Origin of the sequence: Sneathiella sedimenti (genome assembly GCF_017313765.1) — a bacterium.
Taxonomy (GTDB): Bacteria; Pseudomonadota; Alphaproteobacteria; order Sneathiellales; family Sneathiellaceae; genus Sneathiella; species Sneathiella sedimenti.
This window is the reverse complement of the sequence record NZ_JAFLNC010000002.1, coordinates 1-24,212: the sequence shown is the minus strand read 5'-3', so window position 1 is coordinate 24,212 and position 24,212 is coordinate 1. Positions and strand designations below refer to the sequence as shown.

The following is a 24,212-nucleotide window of genomic DNA, read 5'->3' as shown; positions in this document are numbered from 1 at the left end:
CGTTCCCGCTTTTTTTATAGGCCATTACCAGTTCAAATTTCGGTTTTTATAATGAGCAAGACGATGACTATGGACAATCGATAATTCAGCATAATATAATTGAAAAAAACTCACTCAGGATTTTATTATTTATGCTTCATATTCCCTCTACAGCTGGACTTAGGGCCTTTGACGCCGCCTGCCGCTATTTGAGCTTCAATCAAGCAGCAGAAGAGCTGGGTGTGACACCGGGGGCTGTCAGCCGTCAAATCCAGGCACTGGAGCAGTATTTGGGAAAAACGCTCTTTCATCGCCATCACAAACGTATTGAACTGACCGCTGTCGGTCGGCAGTATCTTGCGGAGATAACCCTCCCGCTCGAGAAGATCGCGGCGGCTTCTGCGCGCTTACGAAGTGAAACACGACGCAACGCCGTCTCCATTTGTGCCTACCCAACTTTTGCGTTGCGCTGGCTAATTCCACGATGGGCAGATCTGTATGAACACCACCCGGATATTGACGTGCAACTCATCACGTCCCTTAATCCGGCGGATTTTGAGCGAGATGACTTTGACCTCTCCATCCAGGTCCTACCCGATGGAATCAGCCTTACCGGCATGCGGATCGACAAACTGCTCGAAGTGATCACCTATCCAGTCTGCAGCCCGGAAATGGCCAAAAAATTCACGCAGCCGGACGATTTGCACGATGCGGTTTTTGTCCATGAAAGCCCGCGCCCCACTGACTGGCCGCGCTGGCTCGCGGAGGCAGGATTCAACGATATCAATTCCAGCAAAGGCCTGCATTTTGAAAGCGCGAACATGGCGCTCCATGCGGCGGAAAATGGCCTTGGCATTGCCATAGGCATCGATGCACTGGTGCAGGAATCAATCGCGGCGGGCCGGCTAGTAAAACTCTTCGATGTCAAACGCCGATCCAACCATTCCTTCCATCTTGTGTCATCCGCGCGCAAAGCGACGCGCCCCAAGCTCGCCGCCGTGCGTGAATGGATGCTTGAGGCAGCGGGACAACCGGTATAAATTCAAGGATGAAGTTTCCGCGTCTTTGCCGATCCGAACTTAATTTAGGGAAGTTAGTGACCATGACCTGTTTGCAAAGCGACAGCATATTTATCGGCAAGAGCGACGACGGCAGCGGGAGCAACCAATATCTTCCTCTTAAATGGGGGAACCGGCACGGCCTCATTGCAGGCGCTACCGGCACGGGGAAGACCGTCACCTTGCAAGTCCTTGCAGAAGGGTTTTCAAGCGCCGGCGTTCCGGTTTTTCTTGCCGATGCCAAAGGTGATCTTTCCGGACTTTGTCACACATCGGACATGCAGGATTTCCTGACCAAGCGAGCCAGCAAAATCGGTTTTACAGAGGAATACCACGGAGCCGCCTTTCCCGCTGTTTTCTGGGATCTTTTCGGGGAACAAGGGCACCCGGTCCGCACGACAATTTCTGAAATCGGGCCACTTTTGCTGTCACGCATGCTGGAGCTGAATGATACGCAGGAAGGCGTCATGAATATCGTCTTTCGTGTCGCGGATGAACAGGGCCTGTTACTGCTCGACCTGAAAGACCTGCGCGCCCTCCTTGGTGTCCTCAATGAACAACGAAAAGAGATTTCCGCGGTTTATGGAAATGTTTCGCCACAGTCGATTGGCGCGATTCAACGCGCGTTATTGCGCCTTGAAGACCAAGGAGCGGACAAGTTTTTCGGGGAACCTGCGCTTGATCTTCGAGATTTTATGCGGACTGATCATGAAGGGCGCGGCATGATCAATATTCTAGCTGCCGACAGACTGATGAACTCACCCCGCCTTTACGGAACTTTCCTTCTTTGGATGTTATCCGAGCTGTTTGAGGAGTTGCCGGAAGCGGGCGATGCCGATCGGCCCAAGCTAGTCTTTTTCTTCGATGAAGCGCATCTGCTATTTGACGATGCACCCAAGGCTCTCCTTGACAAGGTTGAGCAGGTGGTCCGGCTGATCCGGTCAAAAGGTGTTGGCGTCTTTTTCGTCACGCAAAGTCCGGACGACATTCCGGACACTGTGTTGGGGCAACTCGGCAACAGAATACAGCATGCGCTCCGCGCCTTTACACCGAAGCAACAAAAAGCAATTCGGCTTGCTGCGCAGACCTATCGACCTAATCCGGCTTTTGAGGTAGAAGATGTCATCACCACGCTCGGCGTTGGAGAGGCCCTTGTTTCCACCCTGGAGAATAAAGGGGAGCCTTCAATTGTTGAACGGACATTGGTCCGCCCGCCGTCTTCCAAGCTCGGACCGGTAAGCCAGACCGAACGCAAGCGCGTCCTGAACGACAGCAAGCTTGCGAGTAAGTATGATGAAACGGTCGATAATGAATCGGCCTACGAAATTTTGCAGGAACGGGCAGAAAAAGCGGCGAAAGCGGCGGAAAAAGCAAAAGCTGCTGAAGCTGCCGAAGCCGCAAAATCAAAAAAGGTGCCCGCGCGCCGGTCAAACCGCCAGAGTGTTGGTGAAGCCGCAGTCAAGTCCCTCACGCGGGCGGTCAGCTCCTCCTTCGGGCGTAGCATTGCCAAGGCCCTTCTTCGTGGTATTCTCGGCGCCCTGAAAAGATAGAAGTAAAAACAACAGTCAAAGGACAGGGCGTTACACGCTCTGATATTTAATGAAAGCCGTCATTATTCCCGTTACCCCATTTGCCCAGAATTGCAGCCTGATCTGGTGCGAAGAAACCATGAAGGGCGCCGTGACCGACCCCGGCGGTGATCTGGATCGTGTTCAGGAAGCCGCTGAAAAACAGGGCGTGACGATCGAGAAAATCCTGATCACTCATGGCCATCTTGATCACGCCGGCGGAACGGAAGAGCTGCGCAAAAAGCTGGGCGTGCCGGTTGAAGGACCGCACAAGGACGATAAATTCTGGATCGATCAGCTTCCAACCCAATGCGCAAGATATGGTTTCCCAGAGTCATTTTCCTTCACGCCTGATCGCTGGCTGGAAGATGGTGACACAGTCACCGTCGGGAATGAAGAATTTACTGTCGTGCATTGCCCCGGCCATACACCCGGCCATGTCGTTTTTGTCAACCTGAAGGAACGAGTCGCGATCGTCGGGGATGTATTGTTCCAGGGATCAATTGGCCGGACGGATTTCCCGCGCGGCAATCATGAGGACTTGATCCATTCCATTCGTGAAAAGCTCTGGCCGCTGGGCGATGATATCACTTTTATTCCGGGGCATGGAAATCTCTCGACCTTCGGTCAGGAAAGAGAAACCAATCCATTTGTGGCCGATATGAATTTCGGCTGACTTAGTCAAAGACTACCGGGTCATCGACCATTTCCAGATGAAGCTGGTCGCCTGTGAAGGGATGCAGGGCAATGACGTCTTCATCCAGTTCAATCCCGAGACCTGGTTTCGTGGGTGGAATGATATACCCCTCCTCCCACTGGATCGGTTCTTTCAGGATGTCCGCATGAAAGTCACCCATGGTGTTGATGCTTTCCTGTATCAGGAAATTCGGCGTGCAGGTGCTGAGCTGAATATCGGCCATTGCCGAAACAGGGCCGCAGTACATATGTGGCGCGATCTGGGCGTAATAAACTTCCGCCATGCTGGCGATTTTCTTGCCCTCCAATATTCCGCCGACACGTCCAAGCGCCATTTGCAGGATCGAAGCCGCGCCGCTTTCCAGCACGCGGTGAAACTCATATTTCGTACAAAGACGCTCTCCGGTTGCGATCGGGATCGTTGTCTGGCGTGAGAGTTTAGCCATCTCATTCGCATTTTCAGGTGGGGTCGGCTCCTCGAACCAGAGCGGATCATATTTCTCCAGGCGGCGCGCGAGACGAATGGCGCCCGAGGTTGTCAACTGGCCGTGAGTACCAAACAGCAAGTCCGCTTTATCACCGACGGCGTCGCGGACCCGGGCGACCAGCTTTTCCGACAGATCCATTCGGCCAAGCGAGGGTTGGCGCGGATCGAAAGCCGAGTAAGGCCCCACCGGATCGAACTTTACGCCGGTAAATCCGAGGGCAACATTCTCCGCCGCCCGCTCCGCGGCAAGGTCTGGATCGCTATAAACATCCGCGGTATCCCCTTCCTTCGGGTAGAGATAGGTGTAGGTCCGAAGCTTTTCGCGGACTTTACCTCCTAAAAGTTCATAAACCGGTTTATTTGTTTCTTTCCCGTTAATATCCCAGCATGCCATTTCAAGCGCACTCAGCACCGCCATCATGGCGGAGTCCGGCCGCTGTGTGTATCCGCTGGAATAGACCCGACGCCAGATGCGCTCGATATGAAACGGATTCATCCCGAGAAGACGCCGCTCAAATACATCTTCGATCATCTTGACTGTGACATCCGGGTGAAACGGCGCCGCATAGGCTTCGCCTATTCCGCTCACCCCGCTGTCCGTGGTCAGCTTGACGAATACCCAGAACTGCCCACCCCAATGTGGGGGAGGCGTACCAACAACGAAGGTTTCAAGATCGGTTAGTTTCATGACATCTACTCAAATATGATTACGTTTCTGAGGGCCTTGTCCGCCCGCACTTCGTCAATGGCCTCGTTAATCTGATCAAGCGGATATCGCCCAGTAATCAACTCGTCCAGTTTCAGCCGACCCGCCTCATAGAGCGCGACAAGTTTCGGGATATCGATACGCAACCGGGTCGATCCCATTTTGCTACCGAGAATTTTCTGGGCGGCCCCGGCGATGTTACCGGCCTCGACCGCAATCTTCTGTCCTGTCGGCGGCATCCCGACAATCACCAGCGTCCCGGACGGTGCGAGGAGATCAAGGCCTTGTTCAAACGCTTTGGGACTACCCGCTGCGACAAAGACATAATCAGCGCCTCGTCCATGGGTCAGTGCGTGCACCTGTTCCGTCGCATTGTTGGCGCGTGGATCGACAGTATGAGTTGCGCCAAAATTGCGGGCGGCGACCAGCTTCTCTTCAACCAGATCCAGAGCGATGATTGGCGCAGCATTCACCAGCGCGGCTCCCTGCACTGCATTCAAACCAACGCCGCCACAACCGATGACCACGACGGAAGAGCCATAGTCAACTTCAGCCGTATTCACGACCGCGCCAAGTCCCGTAATGACCCCACAGGAAAGGAGCGACGCCGCATCCAACGGCAAATCTTTTGGAAGACTGACAAGCTGCGATTGATCTACGACCACCTCTTCGGCAAACGCCCCGGTGCGAAGACCCTGCCCTACCTTTTCACCCTGTACAGATGTCAGGCGGCTATCCGTGTCTATTGGAAATGGCGTAGAACAGATATAGGGCTTTCCATTTTCACAGTCCGCGCAATGACCGCAGGAGCGAATAAGAGTTACGAGTACATGATCGCCCATTTTGATATCATGCACGCCAGCGCCGGTCTCTACAACGACCCCGGCGGCTTCATGGCCAAGCACCATTGGAAGGGTGCCACCCCAGCCTCCGTCCATATAGGTAATGTCCGAATGACAGATCGCGCAGGCAGCCAGCTTGACCCGCACTTCCCCCTCCTCAGGCGGCGCGAGAGTTAGCTCCTCAATATGCAGCGGCTTGTTGAACTCCCGGCAGATGGCGGCTTTCATGAATCGCTCCCTGAGTGTATTGCACCGATAAGTCTTCCTGATCCAGAACCAGAAAGTCAATCATAGCCTTCTCACATGAGGCATTTTTTGGTAACGAGTTGACGGTTACGGAATTACATTTCATGCATTTTACGAATAGCGCGAAGCATAATCTTATTTTACGCCCGATCTATTATCGCTAATGTCAACTTTATCGCCGTATATCAATTGTCATAGAACAGGATCGGCGAAACTGGGAGGATACACATGAAAAAGCTAATTGGATTTACGTTGGCAACCGTAATGACGGTTACCAGTGTGATCTCTGCGCAGGCAGCCGAGGTCACCTTAACCCTGCATCATTTTCTTAGCCCTAAGGCACCGGCGCATACTCAAATGTTACAGCCTTGGGCAGAAAAGGTTGCGAAAGACTCAAACGGCCGTATCGAGGTAAAGATTTTCCCGTCAATGGCACTCGGCGGGAAGCCACCGGAGCTCTATCAGCAGGTCCGTGACGGCGTTGTCGATATGGTCTGGACAGTTCCGGGCTATACGCCGGGGGTTTTTCCTCGCATAGAAGTTTTCGAACTGCCAACGGTTCATAAGGGCGATGCCAAGGCAACGAACGCTGCCATACAAGACGTTTTCCCTTTGATTGCTGAGGATTTTACAGAGGTGAAACCGCTTCTCGTCCATGTGCACGCAGGCAATGCCTTGCATACGACATCCAAGAAAGTCACCTCGCTGGAAGATGTAAAGGGAATGAAAATCCGTACACCCTCGCGCAGTGGTGGCTGGATGATTGAAGCCTGGGGCGCCGACCCCGTCGGAATGCCTCTGCCGGATCTGCCGCAGTCCCTGTCGAAGGGTGTCGTCGAAGGTGGTTTGGTTCCCTTCGAGATTTTTCCCCCGTTCAAGCTGGCGGAACTTACAAACTACTCACTCGTCGGCGGCGACAATGAACGGTTTGGAACGGCAACTTTCCTTTTTGCAATGAACAAGGATCGCTATAACAGCCTACCTGATGACCTGAAGAAGGTTATCGACGACAATATCGGCCCTGCCTTTTCCGAGGAAATGGGCGTCGTCTGGAACAATGTCGAAAAGCCCGGAATAGGCATGCAGGAAAAATCAGGCGGCGAGATTGTCCAGCTTGATGCGGCCGCCAAGGGAACATTTGACGAGGTTGGCGGAAAGGTCGTCGCACGATGGGTCAGTGAAGTGAGCGACCGCGGCATTGACGGCCAAAAACTGGTCGATGAGGCACGCAAAGCTATCGCCAAGCATTCCAATTGACCACGCTAACCGCGAGCAGTTAAGGGAGTAAGGATGCCGAAAAAACTGGACTGGATCGTATCCGGCTGGGCCTTGTTGGCAGGCGTCCTTACCCTTCTGATTGTTCTTGCAACTACTATCAATACGGCTGCCTTCGGGGCCGACAAGATTGCCCGGCTGTTTGGCGCGAATGTCGCCGGTCTGGCGGGGTATGAGGATTTTGTCCGCCTGACCATCAGCGCGGTCGCCCTGATGTTTTTCCCCTATTGCCAGCGCCGGAAAGGGCATGTCGCGGTGGACTTGTTCGCCGACCATTTTTCTGTGCAAATCCAGCAAATTCTTGAAAAGATTATCCTGGTTCTGACGATCCTTCTGGCACTGTTTCTGGCGTACTGGATGTCCCTTGGAATGATATCCGCTTACCAGGATTTTGCCTCTTCCCCTATACTTGGTTGGCCGAACTGGCCGTTCTATATTCCCGGAATCCTGTCCTTGGTTCTCTGGGCCCTGGTTGCGGCAATGCAGCTTCGCGAGAAAAGGACAAGCGAGTGAGCGGCGAATTTATCGGCATTTTGGGCCTTGTGGTCCTATTCGTTCTTCTTGCCCTTCGCGTCCCGGTGGGCCTGTCGATGGTTCTGGTAGGGATCGGCGGGAACTTCGCGTTAAGCCTGGCATTGCCCTATCTGCGGTTTGAACCCTACCTTTTTCAATTCAAGAGCCTGCTCTGGAATTCGGTCGGCAATTACGACCTGTCCGTTGTTCCGTTGTTTATTCTAATGGGCTATCTCGCATCTAACGCAAATCTCAGCCGTGACCTGTTTCAGGGCGTCAATGCCTTTGCCGGGAAGTACCGGGGCGGTGTAGCAATGTCGGCAATTGGCGCCTGCGCCGGCTTTGGCGCCGTATGCGGCTCTTCCCTTGCCACAGCCTCGACGATGGGGCGGGTTGCCCTGCCGGAGCTCAGGCGGCTTAATTATGCGCCGGGGTTCGCGACCGGCGTGCTGGCAGCAGGCGGCACACTTGGCATCCTCATACCGCCCTCTGTGGCGCTCGTGATTTATGCGATTATCGTTGAAGCCTCCATTCTTGAGATGTTTCAGGCGGCGATTATCCCGGGCCTTATTGCGGTCCTGTTTTTCGTCTTGGCGATCGCGGTAATGGTCCGGATCAAGCCGTCCCTCGCACCGGAAGCACAACCGATGCCTCCAGAGGAGCGGCGGATCGCCATCCGGCGCCTCATCCCGGTTGTGGTCATCTTCGGCGCGATTATCCTGGGGCTTGGTCTCGGCCTCTTTACCCCTACGCCGGCCGCGGGTATCGGTGTCTTCCTTATCCTTGTCTATGGCCTATACCTGCGCCGGTTTGGAGAAGGGCTGGACCTTGCGGGCATCAAGGAATCCCTTCTCGCGACAGCCGTAACCAGCGGGATGATATATTTCATTCTGTTCGGTGCCGAGGTCCTGAAGGGCTTTTTTACACGCGCCGGACTTCCCGAAGCATTGGCATCATGGGCGGGAGCCAGTACTCTGGAGCCACTGTCAATTATTGTTGTGATGCTGATCGCACTGATCATCCTAGGCTGTTTTATGGACTCCCTTTCGATGATCCTGGTCGTCGTTCCTTTTTTATGGCCGGTTCTCGTCGAGATTAATGGCGGCGATTACGTAACCGCGGCCACGGCCGCGTTCGCCATGAATGCCAATGAGCTGAAAATCTGGTTTGGTATTCTTTCGCTCATTGTCATTGAGCTTGGGCTGATAACGCCCCCGGTGGGGCTGAATGTATTCATCATCAGTGCACTCGCCGGGGACGTGAAAATGGGAGATACCTTCAAGGGGGTCATCCCTTTCTTTGGGATCGAGTTGGTCCGGATTGCCCTTATCCTCCTCTTCCCGGCCATCGCCCTCTTCGTTCCGCGTCTTCTCTCCGGCTAAGGGGCAACAGACGCAAGAGGCTGTATCCACGTTGTCACCGTTTCATCACGTCCCCGAATTTCCTGGGACCCGTTTTCGATGAAATCCAAATCCCTGGCGATTGCCGCCCCTCCTGCAGCCTCTATGAGCTTGTCACTGACGACCGTGCATGCATTCAGCTCACGTGTTAATGCCTCAAGCCGGCTAGCAACATTCACCACGTCCCCCAGCACTGCATATTCAAGCCTGCGTTCGGAACCGATATCCCCAAGAACCACAGTCCCATAATGAATACCGATGGATAATCGGATTGGGGATAATCCTTCTTTTGCCCGTTGCTCGTTCCAGATATTCATTTCCTGGTGCATTGCGGCCGCACAACGCAAAGCATTCTCAGCATCTTCCACTGTTATCTCCGGCGTACCGAAAGTTGCCATCAGCCCATCGCCGAGGAACTTGTCCAGCGTCCCGTGATTGTCAAATACACAGGCCTCCATCCGGGTGTGAAACTGCCTCAGCACCGCAACAATTCGTTCTGGCGTTTCCGCTTCCGCCATTTTCGTAAAACCAACAATGTCTGCAAATAACACGGCTACCGGTTGGGATCTGACATCACCAAGGGGTTGATCACTTTCAGCAAGGGTATCAACGATATTCGGTGGAAAATGCCGGGAAAGGTTTGCGCGTTCACGCGCGACACCGGCCTGCTTGACCAGCAGCCGGCGGGACCGCCAACCGTTAAGCCCGAGCAATCCGGCGACAATACAGAAGATCAGGACCTCCTGAATGCGTTGCTCCAGCGGAACAAAATTCGGGTCAACGAAGTCAAGTACATGTGGATATCCGGCAAGCGCCAACTTTACCTTCTCAGATAACTCCGCAATGTCCGATGGTTGTTCGATTGCCCAAAAATAGGCCCCAATCCAAAGAACAGTCGTAAAGGCGGCGACCGGCAGTAATGTCCGCCAGGAATAGGCAAGTGCAGCACCTGCCAAAAGTACATAAAAGTAGGGAAAGAGCGCATATTTGTATTGCATGGCCACAGACCAGGGGCGTGGGTCCCACGGATTGGGAACGACCAGGACAATAGTCATCAGCGCGAGATCCAGAAGGATCAGGAGCAACTCCGCTCGCGATCGCTCCACCCGGCCAATTTTAACTTGCAACCAGCCAATCAACAAAAAGCCGGCAATCAGTACTTCATAGTACAGGACAGACCAGTCTGGATTGAGGTAAATCAGAAAAACACCAATAATCACAAGGGAAATAGTTCGGGCCCGGACCGCCAGCATCAGGCCTTCGCGTTTATTCTGGTCCAGTGCTTCGTAGAGGTATTTATTCCTCTCTATGTCCTCAAGTTCTTCCCTGCGACTTATTGGACGCATTCCATCAACCAAGTGAGCTTCTGCCATTGTGTTTTCTCCACCAATGCAGATCAATCTAGTCTGACTCGATGATCCGGACCACCCCAAAGAGGACATTAGAACTTCAAGCCATTTATTTTTAATTCAGTGGCGGACTATCTGACAGACGTCCTGTGATAAAGGCAGGTCTATTGCGAAATACGACTCACGAGCTTCACAGGGCCTTCGCGATAGCGGTCGAGGTGAATTTCCATCATGCCGAACTGGGTACTCATTCGCATGCGAACCGGAACGACGTTACCGTTCTCGACAGGCGCACCTGAATACAAAATGATATCCTGATTGGCAGTGGGATTATTTTCGTAATCCTGGTCTGCCGGGAATCCGCCTTTTCTGACGATATCAATCTTGCATCCGATAGCCTGCCCTTCAAATACAGAATACCGGGACGGTTTAAAATAACGCGGAGGTGTATCGGTCAGCACCACGTCATACCGACGGTGGCCATCGAAAACCGGCATCTGGATGTTGCAGCCCATCCCTTTTTCCAATCGATTGGACATTGTCAGGAAAGCCGTCATCGGATCAATCGTGTTCGCCAGGCTTTCAGGGTCAATAGGTGTGTATTTATTGGGAGGGTCAACGCGGGAGGTAGTTTTCTGTACTTTGACCTCACCTGTTTTTGCGTAATCCAAGAAGACGGTACGGACATTCTTATTCCAGGTGCTTTTATGCAAATGCTGACGTGGTAAAAATTTATCAAGACTGATCAGGCCCTCGGTCTCGCCCGTCGCAAACCAGTTTAGCATCCACTTGAACGCCGCATTGGTGCGGGCGGCACTCTCGATACTGTAGTTACTCTGTCCTTGCCTGACTTCAGCTTCAATACTGCCGAGGTAAAGCCCCCCAAGATAAACGGAATAGTGTAAATCCGTTTCATCCTCCGCAGCGGCAACGTGCCGTGAAAAGAGAGTGGCGACGATCATAAGGCCTGCCCCGAAAATCTTTACGGCATTTACGCTACTTTTTTGAACTGCAGACATGTTTACGCCCTCCCCGTTCACCATGTATGGGGAAATGGTGTTTCAGACAGGATTAATCAAGCAGTTTGACGTTACGAAACTACTCCGGGATTATCGAACGCTATGAAGAAAAATACACCGCAAGCAGAAAAACGCCGAGGATAAGCCGATAAATAATAAATGGGGTGTAGCCAATTTTTTCGATCCAGCGCATCAGCAGGCTGATGACCATAAAAGCAACCACACAGGAGACTACGCCTGCCAGAACGGCATCAAAACCAACCTGTGCATCCCCGATCTGGATCAGGTGGTAGGTCGCCAGCGTGCCGGCCCCGAGAATTGTTGGAATGGAAAGCAATATGGAAAAATGTGCGCCATCGCTCCGGCTTATGCCACGCATCCGCGCTGCCGACATGGTAATCCCAGATCGACTAGTTCCAGGAAGGAGCGACAGAACCTGAAAAAGGCCAATTACGAATGCATCCATCATGGAGATTTCAGTTACTTTTTTCGAGGCTGGAAAGTATTTATCTGCCCAACCAAGAAACAGCCCGAAAAAGATCGTGGTCGCGGCGACCAGCAGGATCGACCTGAGCTCTCCCTGAACGAGATAGTACATGGCTCCACCGGCAAAAATGATCGGGATACTGCCGACTATTAGATGCCAACCGAGACGACGCCCCTCGGCGCTTGCAGGATCATTCGGTTTCACAAAGGCCGTCATAATCTGCATAATATCTTTTCGAAAATATGCCACTACAGCCACCAAAGTCCCAACATGCACTGCGATATCAATACTTTGCCCTTGATCCTGCCAGCCAGTTAACGTCGGGATAATCAATAGATGGCCGCTCGAAGAAATAGGCAGAAACTCGGTAATTCCCTGAATCACCGCAAGAACTAGTATATGAAAAAAAGGCATGTTATCCCTTAAGATACTTAGGATTTGGCATACGACGGCCCATTACATTTCCTGCACGGTCGTTACAATGACTCATGCCATTACAGCGGTAAAGAAAATTACTTGGCGGAAGTCACTATAAGGTCCTATTGTGAAGAAAAAGTAACAAATAACAATGGAGTAACCATGACCCACAGCGTTGATCTTTTCTGGTCGTTCAGAAGCCCCTATTCGTACTTGGCAACGCGCCGGATTGTCGAATTAACACGTGAATATGATCTTCAGGTTAATGTGCGCCCCGTATATCCTATTGCAATTCGCACACCTCAATTCTTCAAGGATGTGCATCCGCTTTGGATCGACTATCTCCTGACGGATATTCAACGCGTTGGTGACATGAACGGCATCCCGATTTCCTGGCCAAGGCCGGACCCAGTCAAGATGAACCGTCAAACAAGGGAAGTGCCGGCGGAACAACCTTTTATCCATCGATTGACGCATCTCGGGATTGCTGCTGCAGAAACAGGCGACGGCCTCGCCTTTCTGGATAACATTTCCCAACTCCTGTGGAACGGCGAGGTGCGCGGATGGCACGAAGGAGACCATTTGGACAAGGCAGCGGCGAAGGCCGGTTTCGATCTCGCACATCTTGACAACCTCATAGAAAATGATTTCGACGGTTATGCCGCCAAGGTCGAGGAAAATCAGGCTGCGCTTGAAAAATCAGGCCATTGGGGTGTCCCCACCCTTGCCTACAAGAACGAAGCCTTCTTCGGACAGGACCGGGTGGAGGTTTGTTTGTGGCGCATGAAACAGGATGGGCTGGTCGCGCGATAAAGGCCCTTCTTAATTGATGGCCATGCTTTTCTTCGAGGAATCTGTCTTGAAGTAAGCCATCTGGGCGTGCGCTTTCTCGGTGGTTGTCTCGGACGCCATGGCAATATTCAAAATGATAGCCAGTCCCAGCGCCATCGTGACAGCAACAATGCCGAGCTGATGACGGCATGATCTCGCCACTGAAAACAGTCGGGTAAAGATATTTCCCTTGTTCCGTGAATATCCTGCTTTTTCCATTTCCCTGTCCTCTTGTTACGAGAAACAACATGACGGGGAAATGCGGCCAATTTTATTCAAAAATGAGGTGAAATTTTGCTATTTTCGGGGCAGTCAACGCGAAAAAGCAAAGGAAAGTATCTTGTAAGCTAACTTTGCCGCCAGGAAATTCGGCGCGTGAAACCCTTCTATCGGCGCAAGTTCGTTGATGTCGGCACCAACTATTTTACCGGTTTTCGACGCCGCCTTGATGATATTGATCGCATCATTCCAAAACACCCCGCCCGGCTCCGGCGTTCCGGTGGCCGGCATCAGTGACCCGTCAAAACCATCAAGGTCGAACGTCAGATAAATGGGCCGGTCCTTAAGAGGGGCAACAATATCCTCAACGCGCCAGTTTTCGCGATCCTTGCCCCAGTGAATCGTAATACGATGACGGTTTGCGTCCAGGAACGGGATTTCCTCCGCCGAGATATTACGAATGCCAATGGAGACAATGGGTACCGTGGGATGATCAAGAACGCGCCGGATTGCGGCGGCATGAGAGTAATGTTCCCCCTCAAAGCCATCCCGCAGGTCCGCATGGGCGTCAAAATGCAAAATGATCAGATCATCATATTTTTCCAGAAACGGCCGTATCGCACCGGGAGTGATCGAATGTTCCCCGCCGAAAACGAGAGGGAACTTCCCATCAGACAACGCGTTCCCCGTCAATGCCGCCAGATCATCGACCGCCTTCTTGATATCACTGCCGTCGACAGGCTGCTCCCGCATCGTAACAACGCCAAAGTTGCGAAACGGTTCACACCAAAGGTCTTCATCAAAAAGCTCCACTTGATGACTCGCCTCGATCATGGCAGCGGGTCCCATGGCTGTCCCGCCGCCATAGCTGACGGACCCTTCAAGACCGAAAGGGATTATCACCGCTTTGGCCGTCGCATAGTCGACCGCTTCTTCCGCGGGCAACCCCAGGAACCCTTCTTCCGAGGGTAGAATATCAAATGGAGCCTTCATAGCTTTAATCCAGCAATCTGTTACTGAAACAGCTTGGTGAATTTTCTGGGCTTACGGTTCTTCCATCCGCCGCGATGATAAACATCAGACGCCAGGAGTGGTACAACCGATGAAGCCTCGGCAAAGACCATCTGTTCCAGATTGGTGCTGACCTTGCCCCAACTTGCCGCTTCCTTCAGGGTGGAAGAGGAGCAGGCACCGTCGCGCACATCAGCGACGGAAATCTGCACCGCGTATTTATGTACATCCACTTCCTTGCCGAGAATTTCCGCGCAGACAACCGTGTCCTGAACAAAGTTTTTCGGAACACCGCCACCAACCATCAACAGGCCCGTTGTGCCAGCGGCGATCTTGATTTCCGTCAGCTCACGGAAATCCTTTACGCTATCGATACTCAAATGTGCGTCCGGGTTTTCAACCTGGTGCTTGACCAGGCCAAACCCGGCGGAGCAATCGGAAAAAGCCGGAACAAAAATCGGCACATCATGGTCGAAGCAGGTCTCGATCAAGGAGTTCTTCTTGACCGAATTGCTTTTGAGCCAACGGCCCATTTCCTGGATAAACTCCCGTGAGGAATAAGGGCGCCGCTCCAGACTATCGGCGATCAGCTTGATCGTCTCGTCGCAATGCTGGAGTTCTTCCTCATCGATATAGGTGTCGTAAATACGGTCGATATAAAGCGCCCGCAGATCATTATCGTCGACAGAACTGTCGGCCTGATAGTGGCGAAAGCCGAGCGCCTCGAAAAAATCCATGTCGACGATGGAAGCACCGGTGGACACAATCGCGTCCACCATGCCCAATTCCACCAGATCCCGGTAAACATGCATACAGCCGCCCGCGGATGTCGATCCCGCGAGGGTCAGGATGACAGCGCAATCCGGGTCTTCAACGGCCATGTTAAAAATTTCCGTCGCCCGTGCGAGATCACGCGAGGTGAAGGACATCTTGCCCATGGCGTCAATGATTGGTCGGGCGTCAAAACTTTTAAAATCGATATGCTCGACGGTCTTCGAAAGGAGAGCCGCCTTATCGTTACTTTGAGAGGTTTTCATCATAATGACCTCAATGCCTTTTATTGAATAGTTGCGTTACGCGAGTTCGGCGCCGCCTTCGATCGCCACGACTGTTTCGGAGTAAAATCCGTTGAATTTGGTTTGCATGGCGTAACCATAAGCCCCCAAATGACGGAAAATAAGCCAGTCGCCCTCACACACATCCTCTGGGAGCGAAAGTCGATCCTGCATCTTGTCGATGCTGTCACATGTCGGCCCGTAGAGTTGAAATAGCGACGTTTCCGAAAGGACTTCCAGCCGTCCGGCCCGGTATAGCTCAATCGGATAAGTCCAGCCCAGCTGGCCCGCATCGAAGAGCGATCCATAGGTGCCGTCATTTAAGTATAGCGACTGCCCACGGCGAAGTTCAACCCTTACCGCGACGGCTCCGCCTGCGGCAACCATCGCCCGGCCCGGCTCACAGAAAATCTCGAGATCTTCAAAGCCGCATTCCATCAGGGCTTTGGCGATTGCGTCGAAATAATCCTGCAGCGGCGCAGGCTCCATATCCGGATAGGAAATCGGGAAACCACCGCCGACATCAATCATATCGATCTTGACACCGCAACCTTCCAGCATATTGGCGATATTGTAGATGGCATTGACATATGCCTCGACCTCAAGACATTGCGAGCCGACATGGAAAGTTACGCCGACTTTCTCAGCGATCTGGCGGGCATGGGTGAGGAGAAGCGGAGCCTCCATCAATGTCGCGCCAAATTTATTGTCGAGCGGATATGCCGCACCAACCTGCGATACACTGAGACGCAGCATCAGCGACAGGTCTTCGGCATGGCCGGTTTCCTGCTTTATCTTGCGAAGTTCGTCAAGGCTGTCGAAGGCAAAATGGCGCACGCCAAGCGCATAGGCGCGGGCAATTGCCTGCCGGCTTTTGACCGGGTGCATGAAATAAAGCTGCGCCATTGGCAAATCGCGACGCAGATTCTCAATCTCCCGGATCGAGGCGACTTCAAAGTGACGAATACCCGCAGCCCACAGCAGACGCAGAAGCGCCGGATGCGGGTTAGCTTTCGCCGCATAAAGACAAGTACCTGGAAATCCGGTGAGAAAGTTGCTGGCCGCCTCTGCAATCTTGTCGATATACAGAAAGTGGACAGCATCGTTTGACTGCTCGATTTCAAGAGCTGTCGCTTCGTTTTCATATCGCCGCAAACCGGCTAGGGCATGCTCGCGATCAGCGACATAGCCCTCACAATCCTGGAGCAGTTGCAATTCTAATGTTCCACCTGTTTAGTTGTTGAATCCAAATATTTCGGTGAGGCTCATTAGCAGAAAAAATACTGCTACGCTACATAAAGATTCACTAATCAGGTGAGTATTTTGCAGCCCGATTATGACCGTTAAATTACGTTCAGACGGGGGGCATTCTGCTCCGGGCCTACCACCCGGGATTTTGGCAAACGTATCTCGATCGTTGTTCCCGGTTTATTCGCATTGGATTTGATTTTCAACATGCCGCCATGCAACTCGACAATTGATTTCGCAAGCGGGAGTCCCAGACCTGTTCCCTCAATCGATTTTGATATGGAATAATGCGTCCGTCCAAACGGGCGCATCACATTCTTAATTTCATCCTTGCTGATGCCATAACCGTTATCAATCACATAGAGCGAAATAAAATTATCCGAATCTTCAGCTAGGTCCAATTCTATCAGTCCATTCTCCGGCGTAAATTTTATGGCATTATTGACAAGATTAATGAGCACCTGTTTCAGCTTTCTTTCATCAGCCCGAATCTCGATATCGAGATTCTTCGAAAGGAAAAAGCTGATCCGCTTTTCATTTGCCTTAGCCAACAACATGGTTTTCGTCGATTCTGCTGCCTTCAGGAGATTAAACTCCGTTTCCTGCAGTTCGATGGAGTCAGATTCCAGACGCGAATATTCCAGAATATCATCGATTAGCGATAGCAGGTGCCGACCCGAGGACTGGATGTTGTCGGCATATTCGCGATACCGGTCGTTCGCCAGAGGGCCGAAAATTTCTTTCGCCAGAACTTCGGAGAAGCCGATTACGGCGTTTAGCGGCGTCCGGAGCTCATGACTCATATTCGCAAGGAACAGAGATTTTGATCTCGTGCCCTCTTCCGCTTCCAGTTTCGCCTGCATCAGTTCGCGCTCAAATATATGCTGGGTGGTGATATCCTGAAGGGTTCCGCTGCCCCCTGTCACAACTCCATTTTCATCAGTATTCACCCGCCCCAGTAACCTGACGTAAACAATACTGCCCCCATCCTGCACCACACGGAACTCCGCTTCGAACGGCTCAAGACTTTCGTTCGTATGCTCAAAGACTGAGCGCAGACGTGCGACATCGTTTTTATGTACCCGGGACATAAAATTGCTGTAGCTTTGCTCGATTTCGCCAGGCTGGCATCCCAAAATGCGGAAAATTTCATCCGACCACTCATGTTTGTCGGCGCGAGTATCACGCATCCAGTTACCGATATGGGCGATGGCCTGAGCTTCCTCCAGTTTTGCACGATTTTCCTTAAGAGCCTGCTCACGGGCACGAATATCGGTAATATCCGTTCGAATGGATACTGTGCCTCCCGATTTGGTCTTTGTTTCGGATAGCCGGTAAATCCGACCATCGTCCATTTCCTGCTCTACCGGATCGGCTGGATTGTTATGTTCCTTGATTCGAGCCGCAATATATTCTTCTTCCCTGCCAACCGCTTCCGGCACCCGCTTCATTTCGACCATCAAACGGACGAGTTCATTGAAATGGACGCCTGACTGTACCTTGTCCGCAAGTTTCTTATACCGCTCACGATAGGGGTTGTTACAAACGTAAAGCCGGTCGTTCGGATCGAAAATTGCAACGCCTTCCGGCATTGATTCGATGGCATCGAGTAGTGTGGTTTCGGCTGTCTCAGCTCGGGCGATAGTCAACTGAAGACGCTTATTTTGTTCCCGTTGCTTTTCTTCGGAGATTATCCTGGCCTGAATCTCCTGATTGAGACGTTCAATAGCTGGAAGCATGCGCGACATGCCGATCGCAACCAGCACGAGGCCCGGCAAATAACCAACGGCATTCCATACTTCCAGTGAATTTATATCGCTAAAACCGATATTGAATACCGAGCCGTCACCAACAAACAAAAGATCGACGAAGGACGCGATTACCACGATAAGCAGGCCGTAGTTTATTAAATCCCGTCCTAACTTGACGTGAGTGAGCCGCTTTTTCCGCCTCCAAAAAACGGTTAACATGACAAGCAAGCAGATGAGAATGGCTAATTCGCTCAGCATAAGCCAATTCCCTTGCGTTGTCCGGCGCGCAAGTTATTGCGATGTCTAATCAAATTTTCTTCCCGGTTCGAACAATTCAGGCTTGCCTAACATTAGCTGGAAAGTGTTGAGCTTCCGTTAAACAGTCAGAATCCCGCTTGCAAGCCGCCTGACGCCTGGGAAATAAGAGTTTCATCAACCATCTCAACAAGCTACTTTGATTTAACTGAGGAATAATTATATGATCCGGCTCTATCGTACGAGGGTATGGCTATTATGAGGAACATACCGGTTTGACATCGAAAATTTTGATTGTAGGCGCCGGAATTGCGGGGCTTTCTATTGCGCAGTGGCTAAGTAGATTCGGGCTGGACTTCGAGATAATTGAAAAGCGATCTTCGGAATGCATTGCCCATACCGGCATCGTCCTTCCTTTCAATGCTGTGAGAGAGCTTAAAGATCTCGGCACGCTGGAGCGATTGGAAGGCCGTTATTTCGAGGCTTCTACAATCACCTACAACAAAATGACGGGCAAGACGATCAAGTCTGCAAATTTGACGGAACCGCCGTTCGAGAACGATCAGTTCATCTCACTCAAACGGCAGGACCTTGATCGCGCCCTGCTTGAAGGTCTGGAGAAAAAGATCCGCTACAATACGGAAATACTGACGGTCGAACATGGTGATGACGCGGTCAAGATCACCTGCACGAACGAACTACTGAACGGATCCTACGACCTTTTGATCGCGGCGGATGGGATCAATTCCCTGGTGCGCCAAAACAATTATGAAGGGCAGGAAATGCTCGTCGATCATAATGTCATCAGTTGGCGGTTTGTGGTTCCCTATACCGAGCATACATTGCAACCTCTACATTTAATTGGCCAGACAGATCTCTTCACTGTCTATCCCATTAGCGAGGATGCCCTTTATTGTTATGGCCATGTGTATGAGGACCTAAATGACATAGTTCTGGGTGACAACGCGAAGGAGAATATCAAGAAGGTGTTCTCCGGATACGGCGGACCCGTTCCGTATATCCTGTCCCAGTTGGACGATGTTGATATCCTGACGAACCGTCTGAAATCCGTTATCAAGCCCTGCTTTTTCGACCGGCGCATCGCGTTCGTCGGCGACTCTGCAAGCGGATGCTCTCCTTTAATCCAGCAAGGGGCTGCAATGGCCCTCGCCGACAGCCGCTGCCTTGCGGATGCTTTGGCCATGCAAAATATTGATCAGGCGCTGATGACATACAAGGAAAGAAGAGAGAGAAAAGTCGAGCGAGTCATCCGGTTTGCAGACGCCCCGCTAACGCATCTAGAAAGCATGCAGAGCTGGGTAAGCAGGGGCATACGTGATTTGAAAATCCGCACAATGGGCCCGCCGGATGTCAATGCCTGGAAAAAGCTCGCAACGGATCGGCATTTCCTTTCCTAGAGACGGCTATCCGTCACCCCCAGTTCCAGCAAAAAGCCCCTTGAATCAATTATTCAAGGGGCTTTCTGTTTGGATAGTTACTGTCGCGCTTACGCGGCTGTTGCTCCTTCTGAGACGGAGGTGCCTAGTTTTGCGGCCACGCCCTCTGCGTAGGCGGGATCTATCTTAAAGAAGTGGCCGAGTTGCCGCTGGACGATTTCCTCAGGCACACCCTGCATTGCCGCTGCAATATTCGAGAAGAGCCGCTCTTTCTCTCCTGCGTCGAACAGGTTGAAAAGTGCCCTGGGTTGAGAATAATCATCGTTGCCTTCGCGATGATCATACCGGTCCGCATCACCAGAAATACGATAGGGTGGCTCACGATAACTCTGGTCTTCCACCGGCCCGTTCACAGAGTTGGGCTCATAATAGGCATCAGGATTTCCAGTATCATTTCGGAAAAACCGCATTGCCCCATCCTTGTGATAATGGTTTACGGCAGATTTTGGCGCGTTAATCGGTAGCGCTTCATAGTGGGTACCAAGACGGTGACGATGAGCATCCGCATAAGAGAAAATGCGAGCCTGCAGCATCTTATCCGGGCTGAAGCCTATCCCAGGTACGACATTGGACGGGCTGAAGGCAGCCTGCTCTATTTCCGCAAAGTAGTTGTCCGCATTGCGATTGAGCTCCATCTCACCGACTTCGATCAACGGATAGTCGCCATGCGGCCATACCTTTGTCAAATCAAATGGATTATAAGGCGTCTTCTCCGCGTCCGCCTCAGGCATAACCTGCACATTCACAGTCCACCTAGGGAATTCACCGTGTTCGATCGTGCCGAACAATTCCTCCTGGTAGGTTTCACGGGACTCGCCAATAATTTTCGCGGCCTCCTCATTTGTGTAATGCTTGTGCCCTTGTTTGGTTTTGAAGTGGAACTTGATCCAGAAGCGTTCCCCATCCTCATTCCAGAAGCTATAGGTGTGTGATCCGTAACCGTTCATATACATCGGCGCTACAGGCAGGCCGCGATCCGACATCAGGATAGTCACCTGATGCAGGCTTTCAGGGGATAAGGACCAAAAATCCCACATTGCGGTTGGGGAGCGCAGATTAGTCCGCGGATGGCGCTTCTGGGTATGGATAAAATCCGGAAATTTCAAGGGGTCGCGCACGAAGAATACGGGCGTATTATTGCCGACCATATCCCAATTGCCTTCCTCGGTGTAGAATTTAAGGGCAAATCCCCGCACATCCCGTTCGGCGTCCGCCGCGCCTTGCTCACCAGCAACCGTAGAGAAACGGGCGATCATCGGGGTTTTCTTGCCGACTTCAGAAAAGATCTTCGCCCGGGTATATTTGCTAATGTCGTGGGTTACGGTGAAGGTGCCATGCGCGCCCCATCCCTTGGCATGAACCACCCTTTCGGGTATCCGCTCCCGGTTCTGATGTGCGAGCTTTTCAAGCAACTGATAGTCCTGCATCAGTAGAGGCCCTCGTGCCCCGGCAGTGAGGGAGTTTTGATTGTCGCTGATCGGTGCACCGGCGGTTGTCGTCATGTTTTTGCGTTTTGACATGGAATTTCTCCAAAGAGGTTTATTACGTCGCGTTACGGGGTACATATCCAATTAGAATTATTCTAATGAATGTCAAGCTTGCTGCCGATTTATTATTTCTTACGCCCACACAAACCGTTTGGATCAATGTTATTGCCGCAATGGCTACGGGAAGTGCCTTGCGACAAACTCCTCGAATGTATTGTTACTTGACCCCCTAACAAAACTACCAAATTATATCTTCCTTATGTTAGGAGGGTGAGGTCTGGAGATGCACCTCGATAAACTTTGTGTCATCCTGATAATTCTGATGTTCTTCTGGACCGGGCCAACAAGGGCGCAGGAAGAAACAAAGGTCGGGGTGGAGCTTGTTCTACTTGCTGATGCCACCGGCTCCATCGATGATGCGGAAATCCTGTTTCAACGGGAAGGCTATGCCAAGGCGATTACCGACCAGAATGTTATTTCAGCAATTAAAACAACAATATATGAGAGAATTGCTGTCACCTATGTAGAATGGGGAGACTCGAATTCACAGGATATCGTGGTGGGATGGCGTATCATCGACAGCCAGGAATCCGCGCAGGATTTTGCGAAAGAACTGCGGAGTCACCCGAGAAAAGCGCGCGGTTACAACGCCATTGGCACGGCATTGTTGTTCGGAAAGAACCTCATCGAAACCAATAATATTTGGGGATTTCGGCGCGTCATAGATATCTCTGCAGATAGCGCCAACAACTGGAGTGGTCCGCCGATTGAATTTGCCCGCCAGGAAATTGTGAATGCGGGAATTACCATCAATGGTCTTGCCATCCTTTGCCGGCATTGCTCCGGTCGGCCAAACAGCTATGATCTGGAGTTGGCCTTCAGAACCCAGATCATTGGCGGCGATGGAGCATTTGTAATTACAGCTGACAATGCCGCCACCTTCGCCGATGCGGTCAGGAAAAAGCTTATTCTTGAAATCGCTGAAACAACACTCGAAAATATGGAGCTACGAAACTGAAGCGGAAACTTGTAAATAAAATAGAAGGACTGAAAATTGACAAATGAGTTTGTAATTTATCATATACCAGTATGCCCCTTCTCCCAACGTGTTGAAATCCTGCTCAATTTAAAAAATCAGCAGGATCATGTCCGGTTCGAGGTCGTTGACATCACCCGGCCGCGTGACCCTGCCCTCCTTGAGAAAACAAGGGGGACAACCGCCCTGCCTGTCCTCGAGACACATGACGGTAATATTCTAAAAGAAAGTCTTGTCCTCCTGCGCTATCTTGACGAAATCGTGCCCGGCGGCCAGGTGCGAGCAGCTGATCCGCTTCGCCATGCGATCGAGAATCTTCTGATCACCAGGGAAGGCCCGTTTACGATGGCTGGCTACCTTTTTGTCATGAATCAGGACCCAGAAAAGCGGAAAGATCACATTGACAAGATGCTGGCGCTTTATAGGGATCTCAATGATTTCCTGATGGAGCATAACCCGGACGGCACCTGGCTCTTTGAAGAATTTGGACTCGCCGAGTGTGTTTTCACGCCTATGTTCATGCGTTTCTGGTTTCTCGAGTATTATGAGGACTTTGACCTTCCCGAAGCAGCTGACTATGCCCGTGTCCGGAAATGGCGGAAGGCCTGTCTTGCCCATCCGGCGGCTCAGCAGGTCTCGCGAGAGGAAATCGTCAAGCTTTATTATGACTATGCCCTCGGCGCTGGAAATGGCGCCCTTGTGGATGGACGTCAGGTTTCCAGCTTCGCCTTCACACCCGACTGGCAAAGCCGTCCCTGGCCTCCCAAGAATAAGTATGACGGATCAGCAAGCGATGCTGAATTGGGATTGATATAAGAAGGCTTTTCCACGCGGAAAAAAGCCAATTGGTGGCAAAATAAATTCAATGCCAGAATAGCATGCTGCGCCTAGGGGAGGTTACATTGAACAAATTCCTTAAGGAATTTGCCTCCTCCGGGGGCCAAAAAATGACCTAGTCAGCCATCACCGTGATTTTAATGTCTTTTTCATTGAATACTTCCTGTAGGATCGCCGCAGCATTCAGTGCTTTAGGCATACCAGCATAGATAGCCGTTATGTAAACGATCTCTATTAGCTCTTCGGGCTTCACGCCAATATTCAAAGCACCCGCAAAATGTACCTTGAGCTGCGGTTTGAGCATACCCTGGGAAGCAAGCGATGAAACAGTCGCCAATTGCCGCACCTTGGGATCGAGTACATCGCGAGACAGGACCTCGCCATAGGCAAAATCAACAACTCCCTCTGCAAGCACAGGAAAATCCTTGAGACGCTTCAGGATGCCCGTCCCGTCTGACTGTGTCAGGTCTCCTAATGTCTTTAAGCCAATTTCACGACGTGATTCCATCTTGTTATTCTCCTTCGTCAATACCTTGTGGCTCCATCCCAAGCCTGAAACAGGACCTAACATCCCGATATATATTGTTTTACCTACGTTATAATGACAATTCCACACCACGATTAGACTATCAACTGCAAGTAAATTACGGGCAACAAAAAACGGCCTAACTGTTTCCAGCTAAGCCGTTGTAATTATTGGTTGCGGGGGTAGGATTTTGCTCGGGGCTATGCCCCTCCCTGCACCTGCGCGCTGTGCGCTTGTTGTGAACCTTGCCAGCCTTTGCGTTGCAAAGCCTGACTGAGTTTCAATTCCTTCTCCCACCCATCAAAAACGACAAAACCCGGCATGAGCCGGGTTGTGACGTTTTGGTTGCGGGGGTAGGATTTGAACCTACGACCTTCAGGTTATGAGCCTGACGAGCTACCGGGCTGCTCCACCCCGCGTTAATTTTGTTTTTTGCCTCAATCGCCGGCGGGAACAT

22 protein-coding genes and 1 tRNA gene are annotated in these 24,212 nt (G+C 51.7%); 10 read left to right on the top strand and 13 right to left on the bottom strand.

The window, feature by feature from the left end; translation table 11 throughout:
• Nucleotides 1–131: 131 nt before the first annotated feature.
• The 3 genes from J0X12_RS05260 (at nt 132) to J0X12_RS05250 (ending at nt 3,281) form a co-directional block, all read left to right on the top strand.
• Nucleotides 132–1,019 (top strand): LysR substrate-binding domain-containing protein, encoded by an 888-nt coding sequence (locus J0X12_RS05260; protein WP_207042993.1) that lies wholly within the window; start codon nt 132–134, stop codon nt 1,017–1,019.
• A 62-nt stretch (nt 1,020–1,081) separates the two neighbouring features.
• Complete coding sequence (locus tag J0X12_RS05255) at nt 1,082–2,587, top strand: helicase HerA-like domain-containing protein (protein ID WP_207042992.1); 1,506 nt, start codon at nt 1,082–1,084, stop codon at nt 2,585–2,587.
• A gap of 49 nt (nt 2,588–2,636) precedes the next feature.
• On the top strand, nt 2,637–3,281 hold the full coding sequence (locus J0X12_RS05250) for an MBL fold metallo-hydrolase (protein WP_207042991.1): 645 nt from the start codon (nt 2,637–2,639) through the stop codon (nt 3,279–3,281).
• A 1-nt stretch (nt 3,282) separates the two neighbouring features.
• Here J0X12_RS05250 and J0X12_RS05245 read toward each other — a convergent pair whose 3' ends face one another.
• Both J0X12_RS05245 and J0X12_RS05240 read right to left on the bottom strand, forming a co-directional pair.
• Nucleotides 3,283–4,476, bottom strand: a complete 1,194-nt coding sequence (locus tag J0X12_RS05245; RefSeq protein WP_207042990.1) for a mandelate racemase/muconate lactonizing enzyme family protein — start codon at nt 4,474–4,476, stop codon at nt 3,283–3,285.
• A 5-nt stretch (nt 4,477–4,481) separates the two neighbouring features.
• A complete protein-coding gene (locus tag J0X12_RS05240; protein ID WP_207042989.1) occupies nt 4,482–5,564 on the bottom strand; it encodes a Zn-dependent alcohol dehydrogenase in 1,083 nt (360 codons plus the stop codon).
• A 246-nt stretch (nt 5,565–5,810) separates the two neighbouring features.
• Here J0X12_RS05240 and J0X12_RS05235 point away from each other — a divergent pair, with 246 nt between their 5' ends.
• From J0X12_RS05235 to J0X12_RS05225, 3 genes are read left to right on the top strand one after another with little or no spacing between them, the layout of a single operon-like run.
• Nucleotides 5,811–6,839 carry a TRAP transporter substrate-binding protein gene (locus tag J0X12_RS05235; RefSeq protein WP_207042988.1) on the top strand — a complete coding sequence of 343 codons (1,029 nt, stop codon included), beginning with the start codon at nt 5,811–5,813 and terminating at the stop codon, nt 6,837–6,839.
• Nucleotides 6,840–6,872: 33 nt separating this feature from the next.
• Nucleotides 6,873–7,370, top strand: a complete 498-nt coding sequence (locus tag J0X12_RS05230; RefSeq protein ID WP_207042987.1) for a TRAP transporter small permease — start codon at nt 6,873–6,875, stop codon at nt 7,368–7,370.
• On the top strand, nt 7,367–8,752 hold the full coding sequence (locus tag J0X12_RS05225; protein ID WP_207042986.1) for a TRAP transporter large permease subunit: 1,386 nt from the start codon (nt 7,367–7,369) through the stop codon (nt 8,750–8,752). The genes J0X12_RS05230 and J0X12_RS05225 overlap by 4 nt, the downstream gene beginning before the upstream one ends.
• Here the strand turns inward: J0X12_RS05225 and J0X12_RS05220 are convergent.
• The 3 genes from J0X12_RS05220 to J0X12_RS05210 form a co-directional block, all read right to left on the bottom strand.
• Entirely contained in the window at nt 8,749–10,143 is a 1,395-nt protein-coding gene (locus J0X12_RS05220; protein ID WP_207042984.1) for an adenylate/guanylate cyclase domain-containing protein, read from the bottom strand. The genes J0X12_RS05225 and J0X12_RS05220 overlap by 4 nt on opposite strands.
• A gap of 140 nt (nt 10,144–10,283) precedes the next feature.
• Entirely contained in the window at nt 10,284–11,081 is a 798-nt protein-coding gene (locus J0X12_RS05215; RefSeq protein ID WP_207042983.1) for a DUF3108 domain-containing protein, read from the bottom strand.
• A 157-nt stretch (nt 11,082–11,238) separates the two neighbouring features.
• The gene (locus J0X12_RS05210) at nt 11,239–12,039 is read right to left on the bottom strand and encodes an undecaprenyl-diphosphate phosphatase (RefSeq protein WP_207042981.1); all 801 of its coding nucleotides are present in this window, start codon (nt 12,037–12,039) and stop codon (nt 11,239–11,241) included.
• Nucleotides 12,040–12,204: 165 nt separating this feature from the next.
• On the opposite strand from J0X12_RS05210, the gene J0X12_RS05205 reads away from it, so the two are divergent.
• On the top strand, nt 12,205–12,855 hold the full coding sequence (locus J0X12_RS05205; RefSeq protein ID WP_207042979.1) for a 2-hydroxychromene-2-carboxylate isomerase: 651 nt from the start codon (nt 12,205–12,207) through the stop codon (nt 12,853–12,855).
• Nucleotides 12,856–12,864: 9 nt separating this feature from the next.
• Here the strand turns inward: J0X12_RS05205 and J0X12_RS05200 are convergent, their stop codons facing one another.
• The 5 genes from J0X12_RS05200 to J0X12_RS05180 form a co-directional block, all read right to left on the bottom strand.
• On the bottom strand, nt 12,865–13,092 hold the full coding sequence (locus J0X12_RS05200; protein WP_207042970.1) for a hypothetical protein: 228 nt from the start codon (nt 13,090–13,092) through the stop codon (nt 12,865–12,867).
• 93 nt (nt 13,093–13,185) lie between these two features.
• Nucleotides 13,186–14,085 carry an agmatinase gene (speB, locus tag J0X12_RS05195; protein WP_207042968.1) on the bottom strand — a complete coding sequence of 300 codons (900 nt, stop codon included), beginning with the start codon at nt 14,083–14,085 and terminating at the stop codon, nt 13,186–13,188.
• 20 nt (nt 14,086–14,105) lie between these two features.
• Nucleotides 14,106–15,143, bottom strand: a complete 1,038-nt coding sequence (locus J0X12_RS05190; protein WP_207042967.1) for a 1,9-bis(guanidino)-5-aza-nonane synthase — start codon at nt 15,141–15,143, stop codon at nt 14,106–14,108.
• A 33-nt stretch (nt 15,144–15,176) separates the two neighbouring features.
• Nucleotides 15,177–16,373 carry a type III PLP-dependent enzyme gene (locus tag J0X12_RS05185; RefSeq protein WP_207042965.1) on the bottom strand — a complete coding sequence of 399 codons (1,197 nt, stop codon included), beginning with the start codon at nt 16,371–16,373 and terminating at the stop codon, nt 15,177–15,179.
• A 128-nt stretch (nt 16,374–16,501) separates the two neighbouring features.
• Nucleotides 16,502–18,415 (bottom strand): PAS domain-containing sensor histidine kinase, encoded by a 1,914-nt coding sequence (locus tag J0X12_RS05180; RefSeq protein WP_207042963.1) that lies wholly within the window; start codon nt 18,413–18,415, stop codon nt 16,502–16,504.
• A gap of 272 nt (nt 18,416–18,687) precedes the next feature.
• On the opposite strand from J0X12_RS05180, the gene J0X12_RS05175 reads away from it, so the two are divergent.
• Nucleotides 18,688–19,830 (top strand): FAD-dependent oxidoreductase, encoded by a 1,143-nt coding sequence (locus J0X12_RS05175; protein ID WP_207042959.1) that lies wholly within the window; start codon nt 18,688–18,690, stop codon nt 19,828–19,830.
• 89 nt (nt 19,831–19,919) lie between these two features.
• Here the strand turns inward: J0X12_RS05175 and J0X12_RS05170 are convergent, their stop codons facing one another.
• Nucleotides 19,920–21,389: a catalase gene (locus J0X12_RS05170; protein ID WP_207042957.1), complete on the bottom strand. Its 1,470-nt coding sequence runs from the start codon at nt 21,387–21,389 to the stop codon at nt 19,920–19,922.
• Between the two features lie 250 nt (nt 21,390–21,639).
• On the opposite strand from J0X12_RS05170, the gene J0X12_RS05165 reads away from it, so the two are divergent.
• Both J0X12_RS05165 and J0X12_RS05160 read left to right on the top strand, forming a co-directional pair.
• Nucleotides 21,640–22,374 carry a DUF1194 domain-containing protein gene (locus tag J0X12_RS05165; protein WP_207042955.1) on the top strand — a complete coding sequence of 245 codons (735 nt, stop codon included), beginning with the start codon at nt 21,640–21,642 and terminating at the stop codon, nt 22,372–22,374.
• A gap of 36 nt (nt 22,375–22,410) precedes the next feature.
• Nucleotides 22,411–23,208, top strand: a complete 798-nt coding sequence (locus J0X12_RS05160; RefSeq protein ID WP_207042953.1) for a glutathione S-transferase family protein — start codon at nt 22,411–22,413, stop codon at nt 23,206–23,208.
• A 136-nt stretch (nt 23,209–23,344) separates the two neighbouring features.
• Here the strand turns inward: J0X12_RS05160 and J0X12_RS05155 are convergent, their stop codons facing one another.
• Nucleotides 23,345–23,737 (bottom strand): carboxymuconolactone decarboxylase family protein, encoded by a 393-nt coding sequence (locus J0X12_RS05155; protein ID WP_207042951.1) that lies wholly within the window; start codon nt 23,735–23,737, stop codon nt 23,345–23,347.
• 360 nt (nt 23,738–24,097) lie between these two features.
• Nucleotides 24,098–24,174 (bottom strand) — tRNA-Met (locus J0X12_RS05150).
• Nucleotides 24,175–24,212 lie beyond the last annotated feature (38 nt).